The organism is Blautia intestinihominis (assembly GCF_040096655.1).
Lineage (GTDB): Bacteria > Bacillota > Clostridia > Lachnospirales > Lachnospiraceae > Blautia_A > Blautia_A intestinihominis.
The window spans coordinates 206666-227132 of sequence record NZ_JBBMEI010000001.1 but is presented as its reverse complement, the minus strand read 5'-3'; the positions used below and the strand labels follow the sequence as shown (position 1 = coordinate 227132).

Below are 20467 nucleotides of genomic sequence, written 5' to 3'. Positions count from 1 at the left end.
TTAAGGTGCATTACAGAATTTAATCCCGCATAGTTACTGAGATAATCCACAGCTGGAATTTAGTTTTTCATTTAAGTTGGGAAAAGTGATTTTTCATATAGATGTAAATTCTGCCTTTTTGTCCTGGGAAGCGGTATATCGGCTGCATCATTTGGGATGGAAAGGCGATTTAAGAGAACAGGTGTCGGCGGTAGGTGGGGATATGGCGATGCGTCATGGAATCATTTTGGCAAAATCCATTCCAGCAAAGAAATATCGGATACAGACAGGTGAATCAATCTTGGAAGCAAAACAGAAATGTCCAAATCTTATTTTAGTGCCTCCGAATTATGGATTGTATGAGAGGTGTTCCAAAGCTTTTATGGGAATTTTGCAAGAGTATTCTCCCGCAGTGGAACAATACTCGATAGATGAGGCGTTTGTAGATATGACTGGAACGGAATTGCTTTGGGGGACGCCAGTGGAAGCAGCGGAGAAGATGCGGAGGCAGATTAAGGAACGGCTTGGATTTACAGTGAATATCGGTATTTCAGAGAATAAACTGTTAGCTAAGATGGCAAGTGATTTTCAGAAGCCAGACAGAGTGCACACATTATGGAAGTCTGAGATACGGAATAAGATGTGGCCATTACCGGTAAGCGACTTGTTTTTTGTAGGACGGGCAACAACAAAGACACTTTTCAAGTTGGGAATCCGAACAATAGGAGATTTGGCAAAGAGCAATCCTGGCTACTTAAAACAACATTTAAAGAAACATGGGGAAGTAATCTGGGGATTTGCAAATGGGATTGATGTATCTGTAGTCCAGTCTGCCCCACCTGCCAATAAGGGATATGGTAATTCCACAACGATTCCTTTTGATGTGACAGATGCATCTACAGCAAAATTGGTGCTGTTGGCTTTGGCAGAGACAGTAGGAAGCAGACTTCGTGGAGCAGGAGTCAGGGCAGAAGTGATTGCAGTAGGGATCAAGAATTATGATCTCAGTTATGCCAGTCACCAGATGACGCTTCAGAATGCAACCAATATTACGAAAGAGATTCATCAGTGTGCCTGCCAGTTATTTGACCAGCTCTGGGATGGGACACCCATCCGGCATCTGGGAATCCATACCAGCCGCATCAAGGATCAGGTGAATATGAGGCAATTGGATCTATTTGATACGAATGATTATGAGAAGCTGGAAAAAATGGATGAAACGATAGATCAGATCAGAAAACGGTATGGGAATGATTCGGTAATACGTGCGGCTTTTTTAGGTGGGTGTATTGATCACATGAGTGGTGGCATTTCACGGGAAAAACGTTCTGTGGACTATGAGAAATTAAAGACAGAATAGCGGGAAGGGGGAAGAAACGGTGGCATTTGGAATCGGAATAAATACAGAGCATACAGAGCAGGAGCCTTTATCCGGAACCTATCATGAGGTGGCAGTCCAGTGCTGGTTCACAGCTACCGGAAAATCTCTGCCATTGATGCTGAAGGTAAAAGGGGAGGATGAAGAGATTATCCAGATCAATCATATCCAGGTTCTGACTGTAGAAAAGCAGTGGTATGCGGGAATTTTGAACTGGAAGTATAGATGTCAGGCGGTACTTTTGGGAAAACAAATCAATTTTGTGCTTCTCTTTTGTCCGGAGGATTGTGCATGGAAACTGGTTGTATAAGATACCAGGGATGAAGTAAAATAGGAAAAAGGAGGACAGAAAATGTGCGGAAGATATTATGTGGATGATGAAACCTCACGGGAAATTGAAAAGATTGTAAGGAAACTGGACCAGCGTTTAAAGATAGAGCATGGACAGGACATCCACCCGTCTGAATCTGCAGTCGTTCTTACAAAGGGGTGTAGGGAAGTGGCTGCGAGGCAGATGCAGTGGGGCTTTCCGGGGTTCCAGGGAAAGGGACTGCTTATCAATGCAAGGGCAGAGGCGATACTAGACAAGAAGACCTTTCGAGAAAGTGTGCTACATCGAAGATGTGTGATTCCCGCCCGTCACTTTTACGAATGGAGTAAAAACAAAGAAAAATATACTTTTCAAAGTCCAAAGCAGGATGACACATTATTTATGGCAGGGTGTTATCAAATCTATAATGGTCAAAACCGTTTTGTTATTCTGACTACACAGGCAAATGCTTCCGTAGCACCGGTGCATGAACGGATGCCATTGCTTTTGGAACGACAAGAACTGGAAGATTGGATTATGGAGGATGCAGCGGTAGAAATTATTCTTGCTAAGAAGCCCATACCGTTGAATCGGACAGCAGAATATGAACAACTGAAATTATTTTCGTAAAAAGGGAAACCCACAAAAGTTTCCCTTCTTGACATAATAATTTTTGAATTTAGAATTCATTGTTTATTTGTTCTGTTGTTGCAGGCATAGGAGAACTGGATTTTACATAGAGTAATAGTTTCCCGTTCAGATCCAAATCCTGTTTACTCCATTGCCCATTCTCATAAACCTTTTGGGTAATTGTATTGTAGATAATTGGCGTATCCTCTATACGTTCCATATCAACGACAAGGCAATCCTGAAGGGCAATATATGGATATAGAGCATCTTCAATATATGTCCTTAATTTTAATGCCTGCCTGTGCAGTAGTTCCACATCATACAGTTTTGATAAGGTATAGCTCATTTCTTTGAGCATCCCGGATGTTGTAATTGCCTGTTGGATAACAGAAATCTGCTCTTCCAGAGATACATCTGGATTTATCATAAGCTTTGATAATGTAATTTCTTTTACAAAAGCTGTCGCTGTATCACCAATTTGCTTTTTTAGGGTTTCATAAGGCACCCGATACTGTGTTTGTAAAATTTCAAGTGGAACGTATTCTCGGTTTTTCTTTAAAGTTGAAAGCAATTCACAAAGCTTGCTTCCCAATTCATATATGTTATTCAAGCACACATCACTTCCGATACGGTCTCTGGTGTATGAACCAAATGGTAAATGGTATTTTCTGTTTCGAAAACGATACTGTCATTTGATACTTCCAAAATCGTTAGGATAGGAGATGTCAGAATAGAGAAACCATTGACCCCAGAAATAATAGCACGTTCCCCAACACGTAGCGGAGAATGAAACCATCCAGAGAGTGTTGTTATTTGTTTATCTTTCACATGGTGCTTTCGATTTGTCATAGTGTTCACACTCCTTTTGTATAGCCATAGAAAATCTGTTTTTCATGGCTCGTTTTTATGTAACAGGGTAACTCAAACGAAAATATCCTTTCGATACAGGGATATATTCATCTGGGTGTTCATATAAGGTGGCACGGATACGTTCCTGATAATGCGGATTCTTTTTCGCTTTTGGGTGTTCCTTTAATAAAGCGTACAGGTCTTTTAAAGCCACTCTTCCTCCAATACTCTCCATTGTCATCCGGATTAGATGATGCCAAGTCAGTGCAAGAATATCTGTATTTTGTACAGAAAACACACCTTCTTGCCGGATGCTGAAGGGGATAATGAAAGAATCCGTTTTTTTCAGTAACAGAGCATATTCTGTCACAATGGGAATGAAAGGCTTTTTGTACGTCCGATTGTCAGAAACACAATTAAACTGGCCCTTTACCAGAAAGGATTCAAAATCACCCATCCGCATTAAATCATGCTGCATACTATAGAACTTACCATGGAGCCGCATATCGCCTACCAGTATGGCAAGCCTGCCACCTTTCCGAAGTGCCAGGAAAAATTTCCGGATACAGTGATTTAGTTTTTCTAAAAAATCCGAATAGTTTTCACAGCGGGATAGGTCGTCCGGGTGAGGGTTTCCCCAGATATTTCCGGAATACTGGATCATATTATGGTAAGGTGGATGGAAAAAGATGAGATCAGCGGAATCCTCCACTTCATCTTTTAGGGCATTCCAGTTACCTTTTCCATAAGCAGGTGCCGGATTTAGATCATAGAGCAGGGAACGTACCTGATAACGGTCAGCCGCCGCCTTTGAAGTCCCAGAGCCACTCATAGGATCTAAGAGGGTAAAGGTGCTGGTATCTTTTCCGTAATATCGCTTATCGTCCAGGCAATAGCGTAGAAGTGCTGCAATCACTTCGGGAGAGCAGTTACCACGCCACTGGCTGTTACCGCCTTCGCCCCGTTCTGGGTATGCCATGAAAGAAGTCAGTTCCTTTCCCACACGTTTTCGCAATCCTTCCGTTCCAAGCATGTCAGCGACAGTACGCCATTGGGGACCAAATTCAGCTTCTAATAATTGTGCTGCCCGATGCAGCAGTAAGTCATTCATTTTATGTCACCTTCCTTTCATAATTTTGTTGGATGTAGCGGGAAATCGCCGCTGCAGTCATTTTGGCACAGCCTAAATCCATTTCGCTGAAAGGCTGTTGATTTTTTGCACATAGTAAAAGTCCCAGGGCTTCCCCCAATTCGTCTTTTTTAGAAATAGGGAAAAAGGCTGATATGGGATATTTTCCTGTCATAGTAGGGTATATGCGTTCCTTTTCAGAGAATAATTTCATCTTTCCCTGTTGCAGAAGCCTTTGAATACTTTCTGTTACAGGCATATTAAGTGCTGTATGATAATTCTTGGAAGCAATGATTTTGGAATGATTACATAACAGAATCCGGCAAGGGACATTGCTATGTAAAATATCCAGAAAACTGTCTAACCGGATATCCATAGGGATATGGGAGTCGCATTTACGAAGACAGATGTTGCGTGTGTCAGCTTCCAACATCAATACATCGCCTGTATGAAGCTGTAGGGCTTTTCTTACTTTGGCAGGAATAATGATCCGCCCTTGTTGGTCAATATTTAGTGTTGTAGCATAATCCATAGAGATCCCCTTTCCTTTATAAAAAGAAGCAGTCTTTTCGGCTGCTTCTTTGTTGAAATTCTTTAAGCGACATACATACCATTCAGATATTGCTCTTGTGGCTGTCCCTGCATATAGGAAGTCATTTCATCTGGCTGTGACTGTATATTTTGTGCCATTCTTGCTTCCTGTTGCTTTTTAAGCTGTTGTTTGCCGTTTTGAATCAGGAAGGATGCAACATAGGCTTCCCAATTTACGATATAGGAATCAGCACGTTTTAACAGCATATAAAAATCCATATCTGTCAATTGTATAAAAGCACTTTTTTCAGAGATAAAACTTTGAGCCTGCATATAAGTGCCGCCGTTATGATTCTTTTTCTTGATACCTTTTCCGTTATTAATTTGAATTCTCCATGGACTGGTCAGTATTTCCTGCTGGTTGTTATATACGTGGCGGGAAATAAAAAACTGTTGTGCAGTAGAATAGCCATTGCCATCCGGCACACCAAATATTTTACTTTGTGACCATTCAAATTCAGGAAAGCCAGCGGTAACTCTGGACAGCAGAAATTGAATTTGTTCGGGTGCCAGATGAAAACGGGTGATAATATTTTTATCACCAGTACCACTAGAATAATCCTGTATGGAGATTCCAATAAGGGAGTGAACTTTATGACCATTTTCTTCAAATTCTCCTTTTGCATGAAGTTGTGCATAGCTGTTATAACTTGTGTAGCGGAGGCGGTCATACAGTGCAATTAATTTTTTACTGGTCTGTACTTTGCATATCTGATCTGTAATTGAGTTTTGATAATTTTCACTCATGTATGTTTTCCTTCTTTCTATTTCAAATATTGTTTTACAAGCTGTGTCATATTTTTGGGTAAATCTTCTAATTTGGTAATATCTAAAAAACCATCCTGATAGATCCTGCGGATGTTTTCTTTGTCATCACCAATTGCTGCAGCAAAGATCACAATGCCACGTTTACGATATTCATTCTTGATACCACGAAGATCTGCTTCTGCTTCCGTACCACTGTACCCACAATCCGCGGGCTGTCCGTCAGAGATTATGATGAGGAGTTTTTGTGATTCCGGACGCTTTGCCAGGTGTTCCGCAACATAACGAAGTGCAGTTCCATCCCGGTTGCCATTACGGGCAGACATATCCATCAGCCGGTAACGGTCAGAGGCATCCAGAGAATCAAATTCAGCATAGGAATACAAAGCAACACCCTTAGAATCTGTAGAATGCCCATAAATGGTAATAGGAATTCCCAGGCTCATACAGAAATCATACAGCACGATTGCAGTTTTCCGGGCATGGGTAATACGATCTCCCCAGCCCATAGAACCACTTTCATCAACCAAAAGTCCCACGGAAAGTTTTTGTTCTTCATCCGGAAGCCTGGTTCTGGTAAAGATACCGCCGTCCTTTCGGTGTAAAGCCCGCATATCCAGCCTTTTACCAAATAACAGGTTTTTTTGTTTCCCGCCTTCTGCCTCTTCTTTTAATAAAGGAAGAATGGAACTTTGCAGCCTTTTGGAGGTCCGCAAAAGAGGGGAAGCAACTGTTTGATAAGATTTGATAAAAAAGTCGGAAACTGGATTGATGCGGTGGATTGTTACATGGATGCCTGCATGGGCATTTCCGTAATGTATTTCATCCGCCGATTTTTGCAAGTCTTCTGTTAATTCCTGTTCATAATCATTTTGGGCTTTTTCCGTAGCAACATCATTTAGGATGCGTGCAAGATCATTCGCTGCATTTTCATAACCGGAACCGGCATACTGTGATGCGTATGTGATTCCTGGATTATTTCCATCTAATACTGCTGTAGTTTTAGCAAGTTCAATTCTTCCTCCTTCTTCCTGCAGTACCTTTTCTGCCTGGTTGATTGCATCTTGCCTGTAATTTGGATCAAGACCAGATAAGTCACAGGTTATAGGAGTTTTTGATTTTACTGTAGGACCTGGAATGTTTTTAGGGATTCCTCCGTTTTTACCAGTTGGAAGAGGAGATCCGCTACCTGATTCTTTCCGCAGCAGATCCTCCAGAGCATCGCCAACTTGGGTACTATCCTGCTTTTTTAAAGACTCTCTGGTTAACTCTACCATAGGCTGAATATAGTTCCAGCAAAGTACTAAAAGATAGTTGGAAGCACGTAAGCGTTCTTTCCCCTGTGTGGCAATTAAAGCATCGTCAATATAATCCATGCAGTCTGAAAGGGTGTCTGTGTATTCTCCAGAATAATTCGTGCGGTTATTTATATTACCAGTCCGGCAATAAGACAAAATTAAATTGCTCATAATGGAAAACGGCTGATAGCCACAGTCAATTTGTTCCTGTATAGAAGGAATCAATTCAGACATCCGCAGATTATTGATCTGTATTCCCTGCTTAAAAGTTCCGGGATATTCTTCACACATCCGGGCTTCAATGTAGATGTCCTCCAGTATATTATTATACTGTGCAGCACAGCGGGATAGCGTCAGACACGTTGCGTTATCTTTTTCTTCCATGGCATCTAAGATGTCCTGCAGATTTGCCTTGTATCCAGAAGGCAGATTGTCTGGTGCTTCTGGATAGAAGGAACCATTTTCCATATTGGTCAGATAAAGCTGTAGTGATGCAAAATCAGAGTAACGCAGATGTCCGATTTCATGTCCAGTTAGACCAGTCAGGCTTTGTGACCGCAGAAATCGGGAAGGAAAGCTTTGGGTTATCGAGTTTGCGGCGTTACAGTGAATTCTATAATTATCTGTATAAGCGATGTCTGCATTTTCAGAACTGTCCCATTCCATAAGCACCTGAAGTCCATAGCGAGAACGGCCAGTAGCCGCTTTCGCCAGAGATGTTTGGTATTTTTGGAAAGCCGATGAAAGAAAGAGTTCTTCATCAGTGATTTTTGACTCCGTATCCCGGATCATTCTTTTTAAAGCTTTTTGAGTGTTATTCAATTTTTTCACCTTTCTTTCTTTTTCATATTTTGGGTTAGGAGATCTTCCATTGTACAGCCGTAATACTGGGCTAACCGAAAGACGGCGTAAGCAGATGGAAGCGTATGCCCATTTTCATAGTTCATAATTGTTTTTTCCGGTAGATGCAGAAGTCTTGCTACGGCTTTCTGAGAGAGTTTCGTCTGCTTGGATTTTCTTAAATAAACGAGATTTTCTGCCAGAGTTTTGCGTAGTTCGGCTTCGGTATAAAAGGTGTTCCTCAATAGTGTGTTATGATGCAAGAACTGTATCCAAGCAAGAACCTTCAATTTCGATACGGCTTTCAGAATCGGCAGTGACGGAAGATAAAATGGTATAATGAGCAGCTTCCTGTATATCGCCACATACCATAAAAGACTGAACCCAGGCAATTAATTCCCGGACTCCACAGCAGCCATCTGTTATCAGGTTATCCTGACAATACTGTGCGATGGAACGTACAATCTGTGTCATGGTACGTACTGATTTTTTATCGGAACATCCGGTAATAGCAAGAACACGCTCTACCATGGTCTCTTCATCCGGTTCATCCATATCTATGACCATATTCATCCTTGAAATGACAGACTGGTTCATGGGACGACAGCCGGCATAGTCATGATTAGTTGTGACTATAATGGTAGTATCCGGATGCCGATGGATGACTTCCCCGTTTGGCAGAAATACGCTGTTACAACGGTCCAATAGGGAATTAAGTCCTACCAGTACACCAGGATTGGCAATCACCGTAGGCTCCTGTATTTCTACCAGATAGCCGTTTCGGATGGCTTCAACCAGTGGTGTATCCACATAGCGGAACTGTTGGCTGCTGGAGGTAGCAGCTTGTTTCTGCTTCATTTCCTCAGATATATGATGGATCAATTCTTCATAAACTGTATTTTCTGATACCTTTTCATCATAAGTACCCGTTAATTTTTCATAGGCAGTAGCCGGATCGAGGGTAATGTCTTGAAAAGAGGGCAGTTCCCCTACCAAAGAAAGCTGTTTTTCATCTACATCAGGTAAAATCTGTCCAAGAAGGTCAAAAATTTCTGTATTTGCCGAGCAGGTGATGCATCGGTAAGGAAGGTGAAGTCCTGCAGCAATGGCTTTGGCACCTTCGGTCTTTCCCGTTCCAGCAGGCCCACGGAGCATAAAATTCCTCATAGGCTGCTTGCTGTCAGTTGTTAATTTGGCATGTTCGCATATTCTTTGGATTTCTTTTGGGATTACATACCAATCTTCGAGAATAGGAACGGTTGATTCTTCTTGGGGAGTTAATGTCCGAGAATTGGACAGGATGTATTTATCGACAAAATCTTCTTTGGGAATTGAAACGGCGGAAGCAGTATAGTGATGTCCACCTTTTAATACCTGAAAGGTACCCTGGATAATTTCCGTTGGTGCATAAACACCTTTTTGGATATTCAGTGGTGTAAGTCTTTGGAGCACGCCATTTGCAGGAGTGTCAACTTTGATGTTCCCGATAGGAAGGGAATCACCATAACGGATCCTGCGGTACACGTTATCACAAAGAACCGCAGCCGTTTCTGCAGCTTTGGGCAGGTCAGGAAAACCGTCATCACGGTGTTGCTTTAATTCCTGATATTTTTCATTGAATTCGTCATCTGAAAGGAAAGTAGGCATTAAAGCAAAATAAAGAGCACTTCCGGAATCTTCATCTTTTTTAAACTGATATGGCTCTGGTTTACTGTCCAGATCCAAAGGTTTTTCATACTTTCCGGCTATAAATTTCCCAGTCATACGGTTGTAGACCACTACATGCAGCAACCCGGTACGGCTTGGATATTCTGCGATTGTAAAATTGTTTGCCTGGCTTCCAATGGCTCCGAGTTCTTCCTCTGCTTTTCCAGCAGGTGGATTTTCCAAATTCATATAAGAAAAAACTGCCTGCAAAGTAGCAGAATGGAGAGTAGCCCGTTTTTTAGGCTGATTACAGTATTTGGAAGCGATGTCTTTCATCACTGCACTTTTCCCGGAATAGCTGTCAAATGGAGATGGTAGCGTTCTTTCAAAAGTCCAGTTAGGGACAAAGTTTGTATTTGGCATAGTATTTCCTCCTTTATTCTTTTATCCAGGATAATTCTAGTGCCTGGTCCTTTTCTTTTGCGGTCAATTCATCTTTTTGGAAGATGGAAATGAGAATATCCCAATAGTTTCGTGGCGGGAAATAATCAAAACAATCCTTGATTTCCGCTGTATCACCATTTTGGATGTAAATTTGCCCGTTTTCATTAATATAGAGTTTATGGTGTCCTTTCGCATGGAGCTGTCCGATAAGGTTCTCCAGTTTTTTCTTGCCAATTAAGGAATACCAGGATTCCGGATCAGCAAAAGGAACATCGTCCTCATCGGTAACTGTGACAGTCTTTTTGAGGCTGGCAATGGTCAGCATTTGAAGTTCCAGATATCCGTATTGGTTCATACGTGCTTCCGCAAAGTTGTAGTCCTCCGTATGAAAGGTTCTCAGACGTATGGGATTTCCGCAAAGAAGCTGCTTCATGGATGGCGGCTTCTGGAATTCCCATGTTGCATTTGGAAATGCAGCCTGTAGTTTGTCGGTAATCTGATAGCTGATTTGTCTCCAAAGCAATTCTTCTGTTTCGGAAACTGGCTCAGATGATTTCAAAGAAGACCAAGGGCTTGTTTTGCCCTGGTTCTTGAGTAGGTTTAGAGTCAGTTTATAGATTTTAGGAAGAAGTGTGGAAAGAAATAGCAGCAGGATGCCAAGGATTCCGATACTTGCGACTGCATTACGATTTCCATTTCCTGGTATGAATATAGTTGCAATTAACAAAATTATTGTGAGCATACTTAGAACTTTAAGAAATTTCTTTTGTGTATTCACTTCATTTCCTCCATGTTTGTTTCAATAGAAAAAGGAATTGCAGCAGACCAGTAGATACTGGAAAGTCGCAATTCCTTCATTTTAGGGATCTTTGATAATTTACGGGAATGGAAGCTGCTGTGGTGGTGTATTTTCCGGAATATTGGTAAATCCATCACCAGATACATTGCCAGCCGTAAATCCCTGTGGTGCATAAGCCGATCCCCCTGCCGGAGCATAAGACATCTGTTGTGCGGCCTGTGGCATCATATTGTTATTGACTGGCATTGCGCCAGTAGGCACGGTACCGGAAGGATTCATTCCCGGGTTTCCATTATAAGTAGCACCGTTTGCTGGTACTGGTGGAACATTTGGATTTCCGACCATTGGATTCCCCGGTACAGGTGTTGCTGCATTGGTATCATTACGATTCGCAGGTAAGAACTGCCAGTCCTTTACCATAATTTGCGGCGTGATAGCTGCTTGACCTGCATTATTGCCTTTCTGGTGAATATACGGATGGAGTTCTAAATCTCCGTAGACCATGAGACACGTTGATTTTTTGACACCGGCTTTTATCAGTCGATCTGCAAGAAACTTGTTGCAGTAACACTGATAGAAGATGGGTTCTTCCTTTCCGCTTTGACCTCTCTGGTTGGTAGCAAGCCCCAGACTGATGTATTCAGTTCCGGAATTCTTTGCTTGTTGCATAACCGGATCGGCAGTTACCCTTCCTGTTACAATGATAATAGATGACATAAAAATTCTCCTTTCTGCCCTTTGGGCGATAAAATAGTGATAAATAAAAAAAGTGCCATTATAGCACCGTATAAAACGGCATTATAATGACACGATTTTCCAACTTAAACTGCATGTGTACTGGAGATAGTATCCAGACACCCTATAAAGGGATAACACAAAACTTAAATACAATATCATAGTAACACAAGATATAGCGAAGGTCAATGATAAAATACCATATATAGTATTTTGCGATTCGAAATAATAATTTTTGTGTCAAAATGCTTGGAAGTGTAGTATTTTATGAGGATAATCCCAAATAGATATAAAATTTTCATAAAACACTACTACCTTTTCAGAGTAGATAAAATGTGGTAGAATGAGGAAAAATTATTAGGAGGATGCATTATGGCAAGACGAAAAAAACTGGAAAACACATCTTTGGAAGAGCAACTGGAGTATGTGGAACAGGAGATTCGTACAAAAGAGTCCGATTTAAAGGAACTGCGTCATAAAGCAAAAGAGATTCAAAAAGAGATAGAAGAGAAGCAGAAAGATGAGCTGTTTAAGGCTTTGGTAGCATCTGGGAAAACCATTGATGAGGTTATGAGATTTATAAAGGCAACAGGAGAAGATAAAATCGAATAAAAAAAATGAAAGATGCCGTTGTGGGGGAGTGAATCTGCAACGGTGTTTTTTATGGTCAGCTGAAATACAAATGATTTTCATAGACCACAATCACCGTTACCTTGGAAAGGAATATGTAGTGGTTCGAAGTTGTGTCTTTGCATTTGTAATTCGTAGATTTAATATATACTGCGTGGAAGTTAAGCCATTGTAGTGTCTAAAACTACGGATAACTCAGATGGTGCTTGGACGTATGTGATAGTTAATGAAGTGTTTGTGCCTGAAAAAATTGTTGAGGGTATACCTAGTTGTTTGAAAGTATGAAAAAAGTGAATAGGGTAAAAAATACCGTTACAGATTAATCTTTGTAATGGTATTTTTTGCGTGAATTTATTCTAACGGTGTAATTTATAACCTATTCCCCATACAGTATCGATATAAGGGGCTTGGTTTCCTATATGCTCTAGTTTTTTTCTTAGTTTGCTTATATGGACATTGAGAGTATTATCATCTGAAATATAATCTTTTCCCCAAATAAGTTGATATAAAGATTCCTTTGTAAAAGTCTGTTTTGGATGTTTGATTAGTAGCTGTAAGAGGTTATATTCGGTAGTAGTCAGAGTAAGCTCTGTGTTATTTACAAGTACTTTGTGATCATCCACATTTATGCGAATATCTTTAAAGGAATATTCCGTTTGGGGACTTTCGCTGCAACGGCGCAAAACACTTTCTATTCGTGCGAGAACTTCTTCATGATAAAAAGGTTTAGTTATATAATCATCTGCACCGGATCGGAGAAGGTTTATACGAATCTCAGGCTGATTTTTGGCAGATATAACAATAACTGGAATAGAATTGTTGTGTTTTTTTAGGTGAAATAGTATTTTTTCACCAGGCAAATCGGGAAGCATCAAATCTAATAACATTAAATCATATTTTTTAGAGGAAAGAGCTTCAATTGCTTCTATCCCATTGTGATATGCTGAAACATTGTAATGGTTTCTTTTTAATAATTCTGTAAAAATAAAGCAAATTTCTTTATCATCTTCTACTAATAATATATCAATCATAATAAACTCCTTTGGTAATAGGTATGGTAAAAATACTAACATGATTTGTAATTTCATACAAGTTACTGTTTTAAATAATTTGAAGGTTTCATAGGCGAGTGGGAAAATATAAAGATAAATTTATAATTTTATGGAAATTTAAGAACTGATTTAAGAGAAATGTTAGAATTAGACATTATCATTATCATTATAGGATTTAAGAAACGAGGGAAGTGATTAGAATGAAAGAACCCGAAAAAATATTGGAAGCAAAAGATATTTGTAAAGCATACGGAAAAAATATGGTACTTAATCAGGTAAATCTTACGATAAAAGCGGGCGAGATATATGGACTGGTTGGAGAAAATGGTGCAGGAAAAAGTAGCCTGATGAAAGTTATTACAGGACTAACAAAGCCGACTTCAGGTGAGATAAGTTTATTTGGTAAAAAAAATCTTGAAGATGAAAGAAATAAGATAGGATGTTTAATTGAAAATCCAGCTTTGTATATGGACATGACAGCACGCCAAAATTTGGAAATCCAGCGTACTCAACGAGGAATTCCAGGAAAAAGTAGTATTGATGAAGTTCTGGAAATAATGGATTTAAAGGACGCTGGAAATAAAAGAGTGAAGGCTTTTTCTTTAGGGATGAAACAGCGATTAGGAATTGCAATTGCATTGCTTGGTCGCCCACAGTTGCTAATTTTAGATGAACCAATAAATGGCTTAGATCCAACCAAAATTAAATATGTGCGAGAAGTCTTAAAGAATATGAATGAAGAAGATGGTACAACGATACTTATATCCAGTCATATTTTGCCAGAGTTACATCAACTTGCAACTGTATATGGATTTATACATCATGGAAAAATGTTACAACAGATTACAGATAAAGAATTAGATGAGAAATGTCGTCGTCATGTTCATATCGAAGTAGACAATGTGGAAAAGGCTAGTTGTATTTTAGATGAGAGGTATCCAGAAAGTCAAATAAAAGTTTATTTAAGAAATGTGATTAAGGTATTTGGTTATAATAAAAATATTTCTGATATAACAAAAGAATTAGTATATGGAGGAGTTGGTGTAGAAAAAATAGGATATGAAGGAGAAGACTTAGAAGAGTATTACACAAATCTATTATCGGAGGTGAAATCGAATGAGACAGCTTAAAGCAGAGTACTATAAAATGAAATATTCGCGAGCCTCGAAGTGGGTTTTAGTATTTATGGCATTTATTTTTTTTATACCGTTCGTTGTGGGAAATGATACATTGTTTATGACTTTTGGTGATTATAGAAATATAGATAGCATTGGTTGGATTTGCTACATAGACGACATGAATAATGTAAAAGCTGCAGAAATCGCAAGATTTGCATTATCAATTAATTTTTTTTCTTGGATTGGATTAATTGTCTATATTACGACAATGGTATCTGCAGAATTTCATCAAGGAACAATAAGAGCTTCTGTCGTATATGGGATAAATCGAACCAAATTATTTTTAAGTAAATTACTGGTGATAAATGTTCACTTTTTTATTCTCTATTATATTGTGGAAACTGCATTAGGCTTAGGATTAGCATGGAAGTATGGTTTTCATTATAAAGGTGAGGAATTTTTGATTTTTATCGGAATGGTTACCTTAAATATGATAGCTATGATTGGAATGGAAGCTGTGGCGGTTTTGATTACGGTTTTAGTAAAGAATACAGGAATTGTGGCAGCTTTATCATGTGTATATTTCTTTGCAGGTGCGATTACTTATCCTATGGTATATGAGAATTTTCAAAATCAATCAGTGCTTCTTAAAGCATTTTGTGTTATGAACCCGACCACTTATATGTATAATATTTGTGGATATCGGATGACAAATGGGATTGTTGTTGGAACTATTATGTATGGTATGGGTGCGTGCCTGGTGGGGATAGTTTTAATGCATTTTGCATTGAAACGTCAAGAACTTTAATTTGTGTTTCAAGTAGCTCTTACTACTTTGAAATAAATAAATATTTTACAGGAGGATATTGCAATGAAGTGGATTAACAAAGCATCAGAGGACAAAAGTACAAGAATCTGCTGGGTTTACAATGATAAAGGTTGTGGATCTAAAAAGGCTACATGTGTAATTCGTTACTAAAGATATTTGTAGTCAGTAAAGGAAAATGTGCTCAGCAATATGCTGGGCACATTTTCATTATTGCAAAGAACACTGTGAAAACAAGAGATTAAGAAAAGAGGATATAATAATGAAATTATCAAGATACAATATAGAGAAAAAAGAAGATAAAAGTTGTTTGATTTACAATACGGTCACATCTGCAATACTGGAATTAGATACTGATTATGAAAAATCATATTATGAAATGAAAGAAGGGAAAAAATGTTCAAAGCCTGATTTAGAGTCAGCATTATTAGAGGGTGGTATGCTAGTTGAAGATGATAAAGATGAATTTGCAGAATTGCTTATAAGAAATAAAATAGAAAGGTTTGCGGATTCAAATCTTACATTAACTATTGCCCCAACTATGGCATGTAATTTTTGTTGTCCCTATTGCTATGAAAAAGGGAGAGAATATATTACTATGTCTGAGACTGTTCAGGATCAATTAACATCGCAGCTCAAAGAAAAATATCAGCATATACATGAATTAACGGTATCTTGGTATGGAGGGGAGCCATTATTGGCAATTGAAACTATTGAAAAATTAACCAAAAAGATAAAGTCTGTTTTGCCACTTGGTTGCAAATATAATGCGGATATGGTCACAAATGGTTATAAATTGACTAGAAGAGTAGCTGAAAAATTAAAAGACATGGACATCCACTATATTCAAGTTACTTTAGATGGTTCAAAACAAGCCCATGATAGTAGAAGGATTCTCCATAATCATCAGCCTACCTTCGAACATATATTGGACAATATAAGAGAATGTGCGGATATTTTGAATATTTCGATAAGAATTAATGTTGACAAGACAAATATAAACGAAGCAACAGAAATATTTGATTGGCTAGAAAGATATGGTTTAAAAGGTAGAGTTGGTTATTATTTAGCACCAGTAGATGATATTAATGGAGTATGTAATAATCATATATGTATGGAACGACCACAGTACGCAAAAGAAGAGATTGCGTTTTATAAAGAAGGGATTAAGAGAGGCTTTATGTACCAAGGTGTTAAGCCGAGCAATTATGGTGTATGTGGAGCAATTAGCTTAAATTCATTTGTGATAGGTCCAGATGGAGCGTTGTATAAATGTTGGAATGATATTGGATATAGTGAACGAAGTATCGGTAATTTGGAAAAAGGAATCAAACTTACAAATAAATTTGTAGAATGGCTTTCCTATGATGTCGTAAAGGATCAAGAATGTAAAGATTGTTCATTTTTTCCAGTATGTTATGGTGGGTGTGCTGCTTATAAAAATAAGATTTGTTCTTCAGTAAAATGGAATGCAGAAGAGATGTTGGAGCTGATGAAAGAAATGGCTCAATGAAATAGCAGGGAGAATTGGAATGATAAAATTTTGCAGTAAATATGTTTTTCAATATAAAATAGAATATGGGATATATTTTTTGTTGGGTATTATACTGTGCGGGTTAAATACATTTATACCGGCTGCTATGGGACAATTTATTAATATGTTTAATGTGGAAACAACATATTCAGCAATGTTAAAATTCATATTTTTATTACTGTTATTGTATGTTGGTAAGGAAATTGTCTGCTATGTCAATAAAATACTTTATATAAGGATACAGACTAATGCAGCATTTTCATTAAATTTCGAAATTGTAAATCATTTAAAAAAAGTTTCGCCACTCGTAATTGGCAGAACTGATTTATCGTACTTATCTCAAAGGATAAACAATGATGCGAATGATGTACTTATTTTTTTCATCAGCTCCTTGACTGAATTGATATTTTCAGTTTTTTCAGCGGGTATAATCTTATTTATGATTTGGAAAATGGATTCGATTGCTTTTATAGTTACAATGTTTTTATTAGCACTTTATTTTTTTATATATATTGGCTTCAAAAAGCGTATTTATAATTGCAGTTATGGAATGAAAGAGGAGAAATCCAATTTCTTCTCCAGACTGCAGGAACAATTAGAAAAAATAGAGTTTATAAAAATACATAGTATGGATTCATTTTTTTTAAATAGGTTAGTAGCATCATATCAAAAATTATATCGATCTATATTTAAACAACAAGCGACTATCCAGGCATTTGCAAATCTTGAAGGGATTGTAGGGGCAATATCTGTATGCATTTTACTTTGGATTGGAGGAAAAAAGATACTTACTGGAGATATGCAAATAGGATATTTCTATATGATTTCAGTATATTTTAATATGATTTTGGAATATGGAAAAGAAATAGTGGCATACGGTCAAGAATACCAAGAGGCTTATGTATCCTTTGAACGTATAAAATCTATTTTAGAAATTAAGGAGCAGTCTAAGGGGTGTATAAGACTTAATGAAATCAAACAAATTAGAATTCAGGATTTGAATTTTGCATATGACCAGAAAGAAACCATAAAAAGTTTTTCTACAAACTTAAAAAAGGGGAAAGTTTATGGATTGAAAGGAGAAAACGGATGTGGGAAAAGTACACTTATTAAAATTTTAATGGGTATGTATGTAGATGAATATCAAGGGAATATAATATGGAACGATACAGAAATGAGAAATTTAGATATGGATTATATAAGAGAACATGTAATCAGTGTAACAGAACAGGAGCCGACTTTAATAGCAGATACAATATATAATAATATTGCTTTATATCGAAAGCTTGATGTAAAATGTATACAGAGAGCCGTTGATTGCTTTGGTGATAGTATTTTGAAAAGAGATAATTGGGATTTGCAAATTAATGAAAAGTCAAGTAATATTTCCGGTGGAGAAAAGCAAAAAATTGCAATTATTCGCCAAGTAGTGCAAGACGGTCAGGTAATGATTTTTGATGAGCCTACCTCAGCTATGGATGAGAGTGGAAAAAAACAATTTTTACAGTTGATCGATCAAATTAAAAATCATAAAATAATTATTATTGTTTCACATGATAATGCAATCTTGAATACATGTGATGAGATTCTAATATTATAAGGAGATATGAAGTTTGCTAGTTGTCTTTTTAATAACAGGAGTGTTTATATTATTAGGCATATTATACATTTTTCATCTGAAGAGGGAAATTAGAAGAATTATAGAATGGATAGAACATAATGAGCATATCTACTCGGTCAATGTATTGGATAAAGATATTGAGAACCTTGCACTTAGTATCAACAAGCGAATTAAAGAAGATGAACGAAAAGAACATCAGCTAAAAAAACAGGATAAAAATTTTAAAAAGATGGTAGCAAATTTATCACACGATTTACGTACTCCATTAACTGTTATTATTGGTTACTTGCAGTTAATTAGATTAGAAAAAAATGTGAATGAACCTGTTAATAGCTATATAGAACATATTGAAAAAAAGGCGGATTATTTAAAAAAATTAGTAGACGATTTATATTTATTGTTTTGGAGTGAAGCAATAGAGAGCGAAGTTGATATGAAATCAGTCAATATTACAGAGGTAGTCACTTCTTTGTTAAAGGAATATATTCAAAATTCAAAACGTGCCTCAGAACAATTAGATATTAGACTGCCACATGGAAACATTTGGATACTTGCTCAAGAGAAAATATTAATTAGAATTTTATGTAATTTAATAGATAATGCTTTAAAGTATAGTACTGGTGATATAATGTTTTACATGTGGGGAGAATCCGAGTATTGTCATATACAAATAAGCAATCCTTCTGATTATATTAGTGATGAAGAATTAAAATCTATATTTGATTTGTTTTACACAAAAGATGAAGCAAGGATAAAAAGCAGTGGTATCGGATTGTATGCTACTAGAAAGCTAGTAATACAAATAAGTGGTGATATTCAAGTGAATTATGAAGCGGGAATTTTCACTGTCAGTATAAAGTTGCCCTTAATATGAAAAAATTGGTCACAGTAGAAAAATAAAAGATATTGTTACTGCATTTTGAAACCCTGAAAGTGAAAGCACTGTCCATTTTTTGAAGAGTCTTCTGGAATACAATAGATTATTATTCCCTGCGATTGCTGTTATGCTGTCATCCTTGAGACAGAATACGTGGTAGTTCGGAGTGGTTTTTGTCATTTCACTGGGACGGCAGAAGGAAAACTTATAAAGCATAATAGAAGTGGGTATGTGAAAGTGGCATATCCACTTCTATTGTATTTAGAGAAGAAATCTAAGAGTTCTTCGGGGAAACATCTTCATTTAGGGATAATTCCTCATACGCAAGTAAATCCGGAGTAACCTTTTCTTCACCCGAAAGGTTTGCTACATTCCGGAAATATAGGCGATAATAATGTCCAGATAAAAGGCGGATATTTTTATCGAATGTAAAGTGATATTCTTTCTGGTCAGTGGAACGGAAAATAATTTTCTGTTTCTTGGTAAGTGGGCTGACTTCACGTTTTGTACAGGTTCCAGTTAATTCGGTATAGTCATGCATCTTGATGGTATGTAGCAGACTCACAATTCGTATGGCAGTTCCAACACCGATGCAAAGACTCATGAGGAGAAATATCTGGTCGTGCGTTACAAATCCGTAAATACATCCAAATAAGACACAGAAAAAGCCGATTGCCCCATGGACAATCAGCTTATTAAGAAATGGTTTTGGCATAATTTGCTCCTTCCTATAATTTTTCAAATGCAATCTGTTTATTGAGGTACAAATTACTGATGGCTTCCAGTATAGGATAACCGGCATGGGTGAATTGGATATCCTGTGCCAGGGTACGGAATGTTGCATCCGAGGTTTCATAGAGCTGCGTCAAAAGTTGTTCTGTATTTTGTGGATGGATGCCCTGTTCTACACAGGTTACAAGCTCTGCCGTAGAAATCTGTACTTTTTTTGCTATTTGGAGTACCGTGTCCTCTATAGCAGTCCGTGCCGGCTTTTTTAGATAATGGATCAGTTCCTTTGTGTGCAGTTTTTTCTTCATGCAGAGATAGATGCAGGTAAAAAGCCGTACTGAAAAACTGTCCTGCAATGGGCTGATATAAAGTTCTCCTAAGAGGCGGTACAGGGCATCCACACCAGTTAAACCATCCCCTTTTACAACCAGTCCTCGAAGCAGCAGCCGATTCAGGTAGGGTTCAATGGGAATATTTTCCGAACGGTGATGTTTTTTCAAACGTTCCGAAAAGGCAGACTGCAATTCATGGATCTGTCGGATTTGAAATGCGAGGCTGCTCCACAGAAAGAATTCTTCTTCTGTCAGTCCGTATTCCTGCCGGTTATTGATAACTGTCGGTGTTTTATGTTCCTTTATGGAATCCTGGAATCGTAGGATTCCGACTGCAGTATAAAGTGTCAGCAT

22 protein-coding genes are annotated in these 20467 nt (G+C 37.9%); 9 read left to right on the top strand and 13 right to left on the bottom strand.

From position 1 onward, the window contains the following. Nucleotides 1-76: 76 nt before the first annotated feature. The 3 genes from WMO75_RS00970 to WMO75_RS00960 are packed head-to-tail and all read left to right on the top strand — an operon-like array spanning nt 77 to nt 2297. The gene (locus WMO75_RS00970; protein WP_195196771.1) at nt 77-1339 is read left to right on the top strand and encodes a Y-family DNA polymerase; all 1263 of its coding nucleotides are present in this window, start codon (nt 77-79) and stop codon (nt 1337-1339) included. Nucleotides 1340-1358: 19 nt separating this feature from the next. Further along, on the top strand, nt 1359-1667 hold the full coding sequence (locus tag WMO75_RS00965; protein ID WP_054337543.1) for a hypothetical protein: 309 nt from the start codon (nt 1359-1361) through the stop codon (nt 1665-1667). 42 nt (nt 1668-1709) lie between these two features. Continuing rightward, complete coding sequence (locus tag WMO75_RS00960) at nt 1710-2297, top strand: SOS response-associated peptidase (RefSeq protein ID WP_015526831.1); 588 nt, start codon at nt 1710-1712, stop codon at nt 2295-2297. Nucleotides 2298-2346: 49 nt separating this feature from the next. Here WMO75_RS00960 and WMO75_RS00955 read toward each other — a convergent pair whose 3' ends face one another. From WMO75_RS00955 to WMO75_RS00910, 10 genes are all read right to left on the bottom strand, one after another. After that, complete coding sequence (locus WMO75_RS00955; RefSeq protein WP_347028937.1) at nt 2347-2913, bottom strand: hypothetical protein; 567 nt, start codon at nt 2911-2913, stop codon at nt 2347-2349. After that, a complete protein-coding gene (locus WMO75_RS00950; protein WP_015526832.1) occupies nt 2904-3146 on the bottom strand; it encodes a hypothetical protein in 243 nt (80 codons plus the stop codon). Before WMO75_RS00950 ends, WMO75_RS00955 begins: the two co-directional genes overlap by 10 nt. Before the next feature lie 55 nt (nt 3147-3201). Continuing rightward, nucleotides 3202-4257 (bottom strand): TRM11 family methyltransferase, encoded by a 1056-nt coding sequence (locus WMO75_RS00945; RefSeq protein WP_139009985.1) that lies wholly within the window; start codon nt 4255-4257, stop codon nt 3202-3204. 1 nt (nt 4258) lies between these two features. Beyond that, the gene (locus WMO75_RS00940; RefSeq protein WP_004223741.1) at nt 4259-4807 is read right to left on the bottom strand and encodes an AbrB/MazE/SpoVT family DNA-binding domain-containing protein; all 549 of its coding nucleotides are present in this window, start codon (nt 4805-4807) and stop codon (nt 4259-4261) included. A 62-nt stretch (nt 4808-4869) separates the two neighbouring features. Continuing rightward, the gene (locus tag WMO75_RS00935) at nt 4870-5613 is read right to left on the bottom strand and encodes a hypothetical protein (RefSeq protein ID WP_349054918.1); all 744 of its coding nucleotides are present in this window, start codon (nt 5611-5613) and stop codon (nt 4870-4872) included. Nucleotides 5614-5630: 17 nt separating this feature from the next. Continuing rightward, entirely contained in the window at nt 5631-7760 is a 2130-nt protein-coding gene (locus WMO75_RS00930) for a vWA domain-containing protein (RefSeq protein ID WP_349077484.1), read from the bottom strand. Continuing rightward, complete coding sequence (locus tag WMO75_RS00925; protein ID WP_225084396.1) at nt 7757-8134, bottom strand: helix-turn-helix domain-containing protein; 378 nt, start codon at nt 8132-8134, stop codon at nt 7757-7759. The genes WMO75_RS00930 and WMO75_RS00925 overlap by 4 nt, the downstream gene beginning before the upstream one ends. Further along, nucleotides 8022-9839, bottom strand: coding sequence for an AAA family ATPase (locus tag WMO75_RS00920; RefSeq protein WP_015526834.1), 1818 nt, complete (start codon nt 9837-9839; stop codon nt 8022-8024). The genes WMO75_RS00925 and WMO75_RS00920 overlap by 113 nt, the downstream gene beginning before the upstream one ends. A 13-nt stretch (nt 9840-9852) precedes the next feature. Continuing rightward, a complete protein-coding gene (locus tag WMO75_RS00915; protein ID WP_055151549.1) occupies nt 9853-10638 on the bottom strand; it encodes a hypothetical protein in 786 nt (261 codons plus the stop codon). A 99-nt stretch (nt 10639-10737) separates the two neighbouring features. Next, nucleotides 10738-11376, bottom strand: a complete 639-nt coding sequence (locus WMO75_RS00910) for a single-stranded DNA-binding protein (protein ID WP_015526835.1) — start codon at nt 11374-11376, stop codon at nt 10738-10740. 390 nt (nt 11377-11766) lie between these two features. On the opposite strand from WMO75_RS00910, the gene WMO75_RS00905 reads away from it, so the two are divergent. Beyond that, nucleotides 11767-12006: a hypothetical protein gene (locus WMO75_RS00905; RefSeq protein WP_025580526.1), complete on the top strand. Its 240-nt coding sequence runs from the start codon at nt 11767-11769 to the stop codon at nt 12004-12006. Nucleotides 12007-12380: 374 nt separating this feature from the next. Here WMO75_RS00905 and WMO75_RS00900 read toward each other — a convergent pair whose 3' ends face one another. Then, nucleotides 12381-13055, bottom strand: coding sequence for a response regulator transcription factor (locus WMO75_RS00900; protein ID WP_225084395.1), 675 nt, complete (start codon nt 13053-13055; stop codon nt 12381-12383). A 221-nt stretch (nt 13056-13276) separates the two neighbouring features. On the opposite strand from WMO75_RS00900, the gene WMO75_RS00895 reads away from it, so the two are divergent. The 5 genes from WMO75_RS00895 (at nt 13277) to WMO75_RS00875 (ending at nt 19049) form a co-directional block, all read left to right on the top strand. Continuing rightward, on the top strand, nt 13277-14206 hold the full coding sequence (locus WMO75_RS00895; RefSeq protein ID WP_015526838.1) for an ABC transporter ATP-binding protein: 930 nt from the start codon (nt 13277-13279) through the stop codon (nt 14204-14206). Then, complete coding sequence (locus tag WMO75_RS00890; RefSeq protein WP_054337552.1) at nt 14193-15002, top strand: ABC transporter permease; 810 nt, start codon at nt 14193-14195, stop codon at nt 15000-15002. Before WMO75_RS00895 ends, WMO75_RS00890 begins: the two co-directional genes overlap by 14 nt. A gap of 280 nt (nt 15003-15282) precedes the next feature. After that, nucleotides 15283-16533, top strand: a complete 1251-nt coding sequence (locus WMO75_RS00885) for a radical SAM/SPASM domain-containing protein (protein ID WP_025580532.1) — start codon at nt 15283-15285, stop codon at nt 16531-16533. Nucleotides 16534-16552: 19 nt separating this feature from the next. Continuing rightward, nucleotides 16553-18154, top strand: a complete 1602-nt coding sequence (locus WMO75_RS00880) for an ATP-binding cassette domain-containing protein (RefSeq protein WP_059085286.1) — start codon at nt 16553-16555, stop codon at nt 18152-18154. 13 nt (nt 18155-18167) lie between these two features. Continuing rightward, nucleotides 18168-19049, top strand: coding sequence for a sensor histidine kinase (locus WMO75_RS00875; RefSeq protein ID WP_179966168.1), 882 nt, complete (start codon nt 18168-18170; stop codon nt 19047-19049). Between the two features lie 277 nt (nt 19050-19326). Here WMO75_RS00875 and WMO75_RS00870 read toward each other — a convergent pair whose 3' ends face one another. Further along, nucleotides 19327-19767 (bottom strand): hypothetical protein, encoded by a 441-nt coding sequence (locus tag WMO75_RS00870; RefSeq protein ID WP_059085287.1) that lies wholly within the window; start codon nt 19765-19767, stop codon nt 19327-19329. A gap of 13 nt (nt 19768-19780) precedes the next feature. Then, nucleotides 19781-20467, bottom strand: a complete 687-nt coding sequence (locus tag WMO75_RS00865; protein ID WP_349054915.1) for a cell division protein — start codon at nt 20465-20467, stop codon at nt 19781-19783.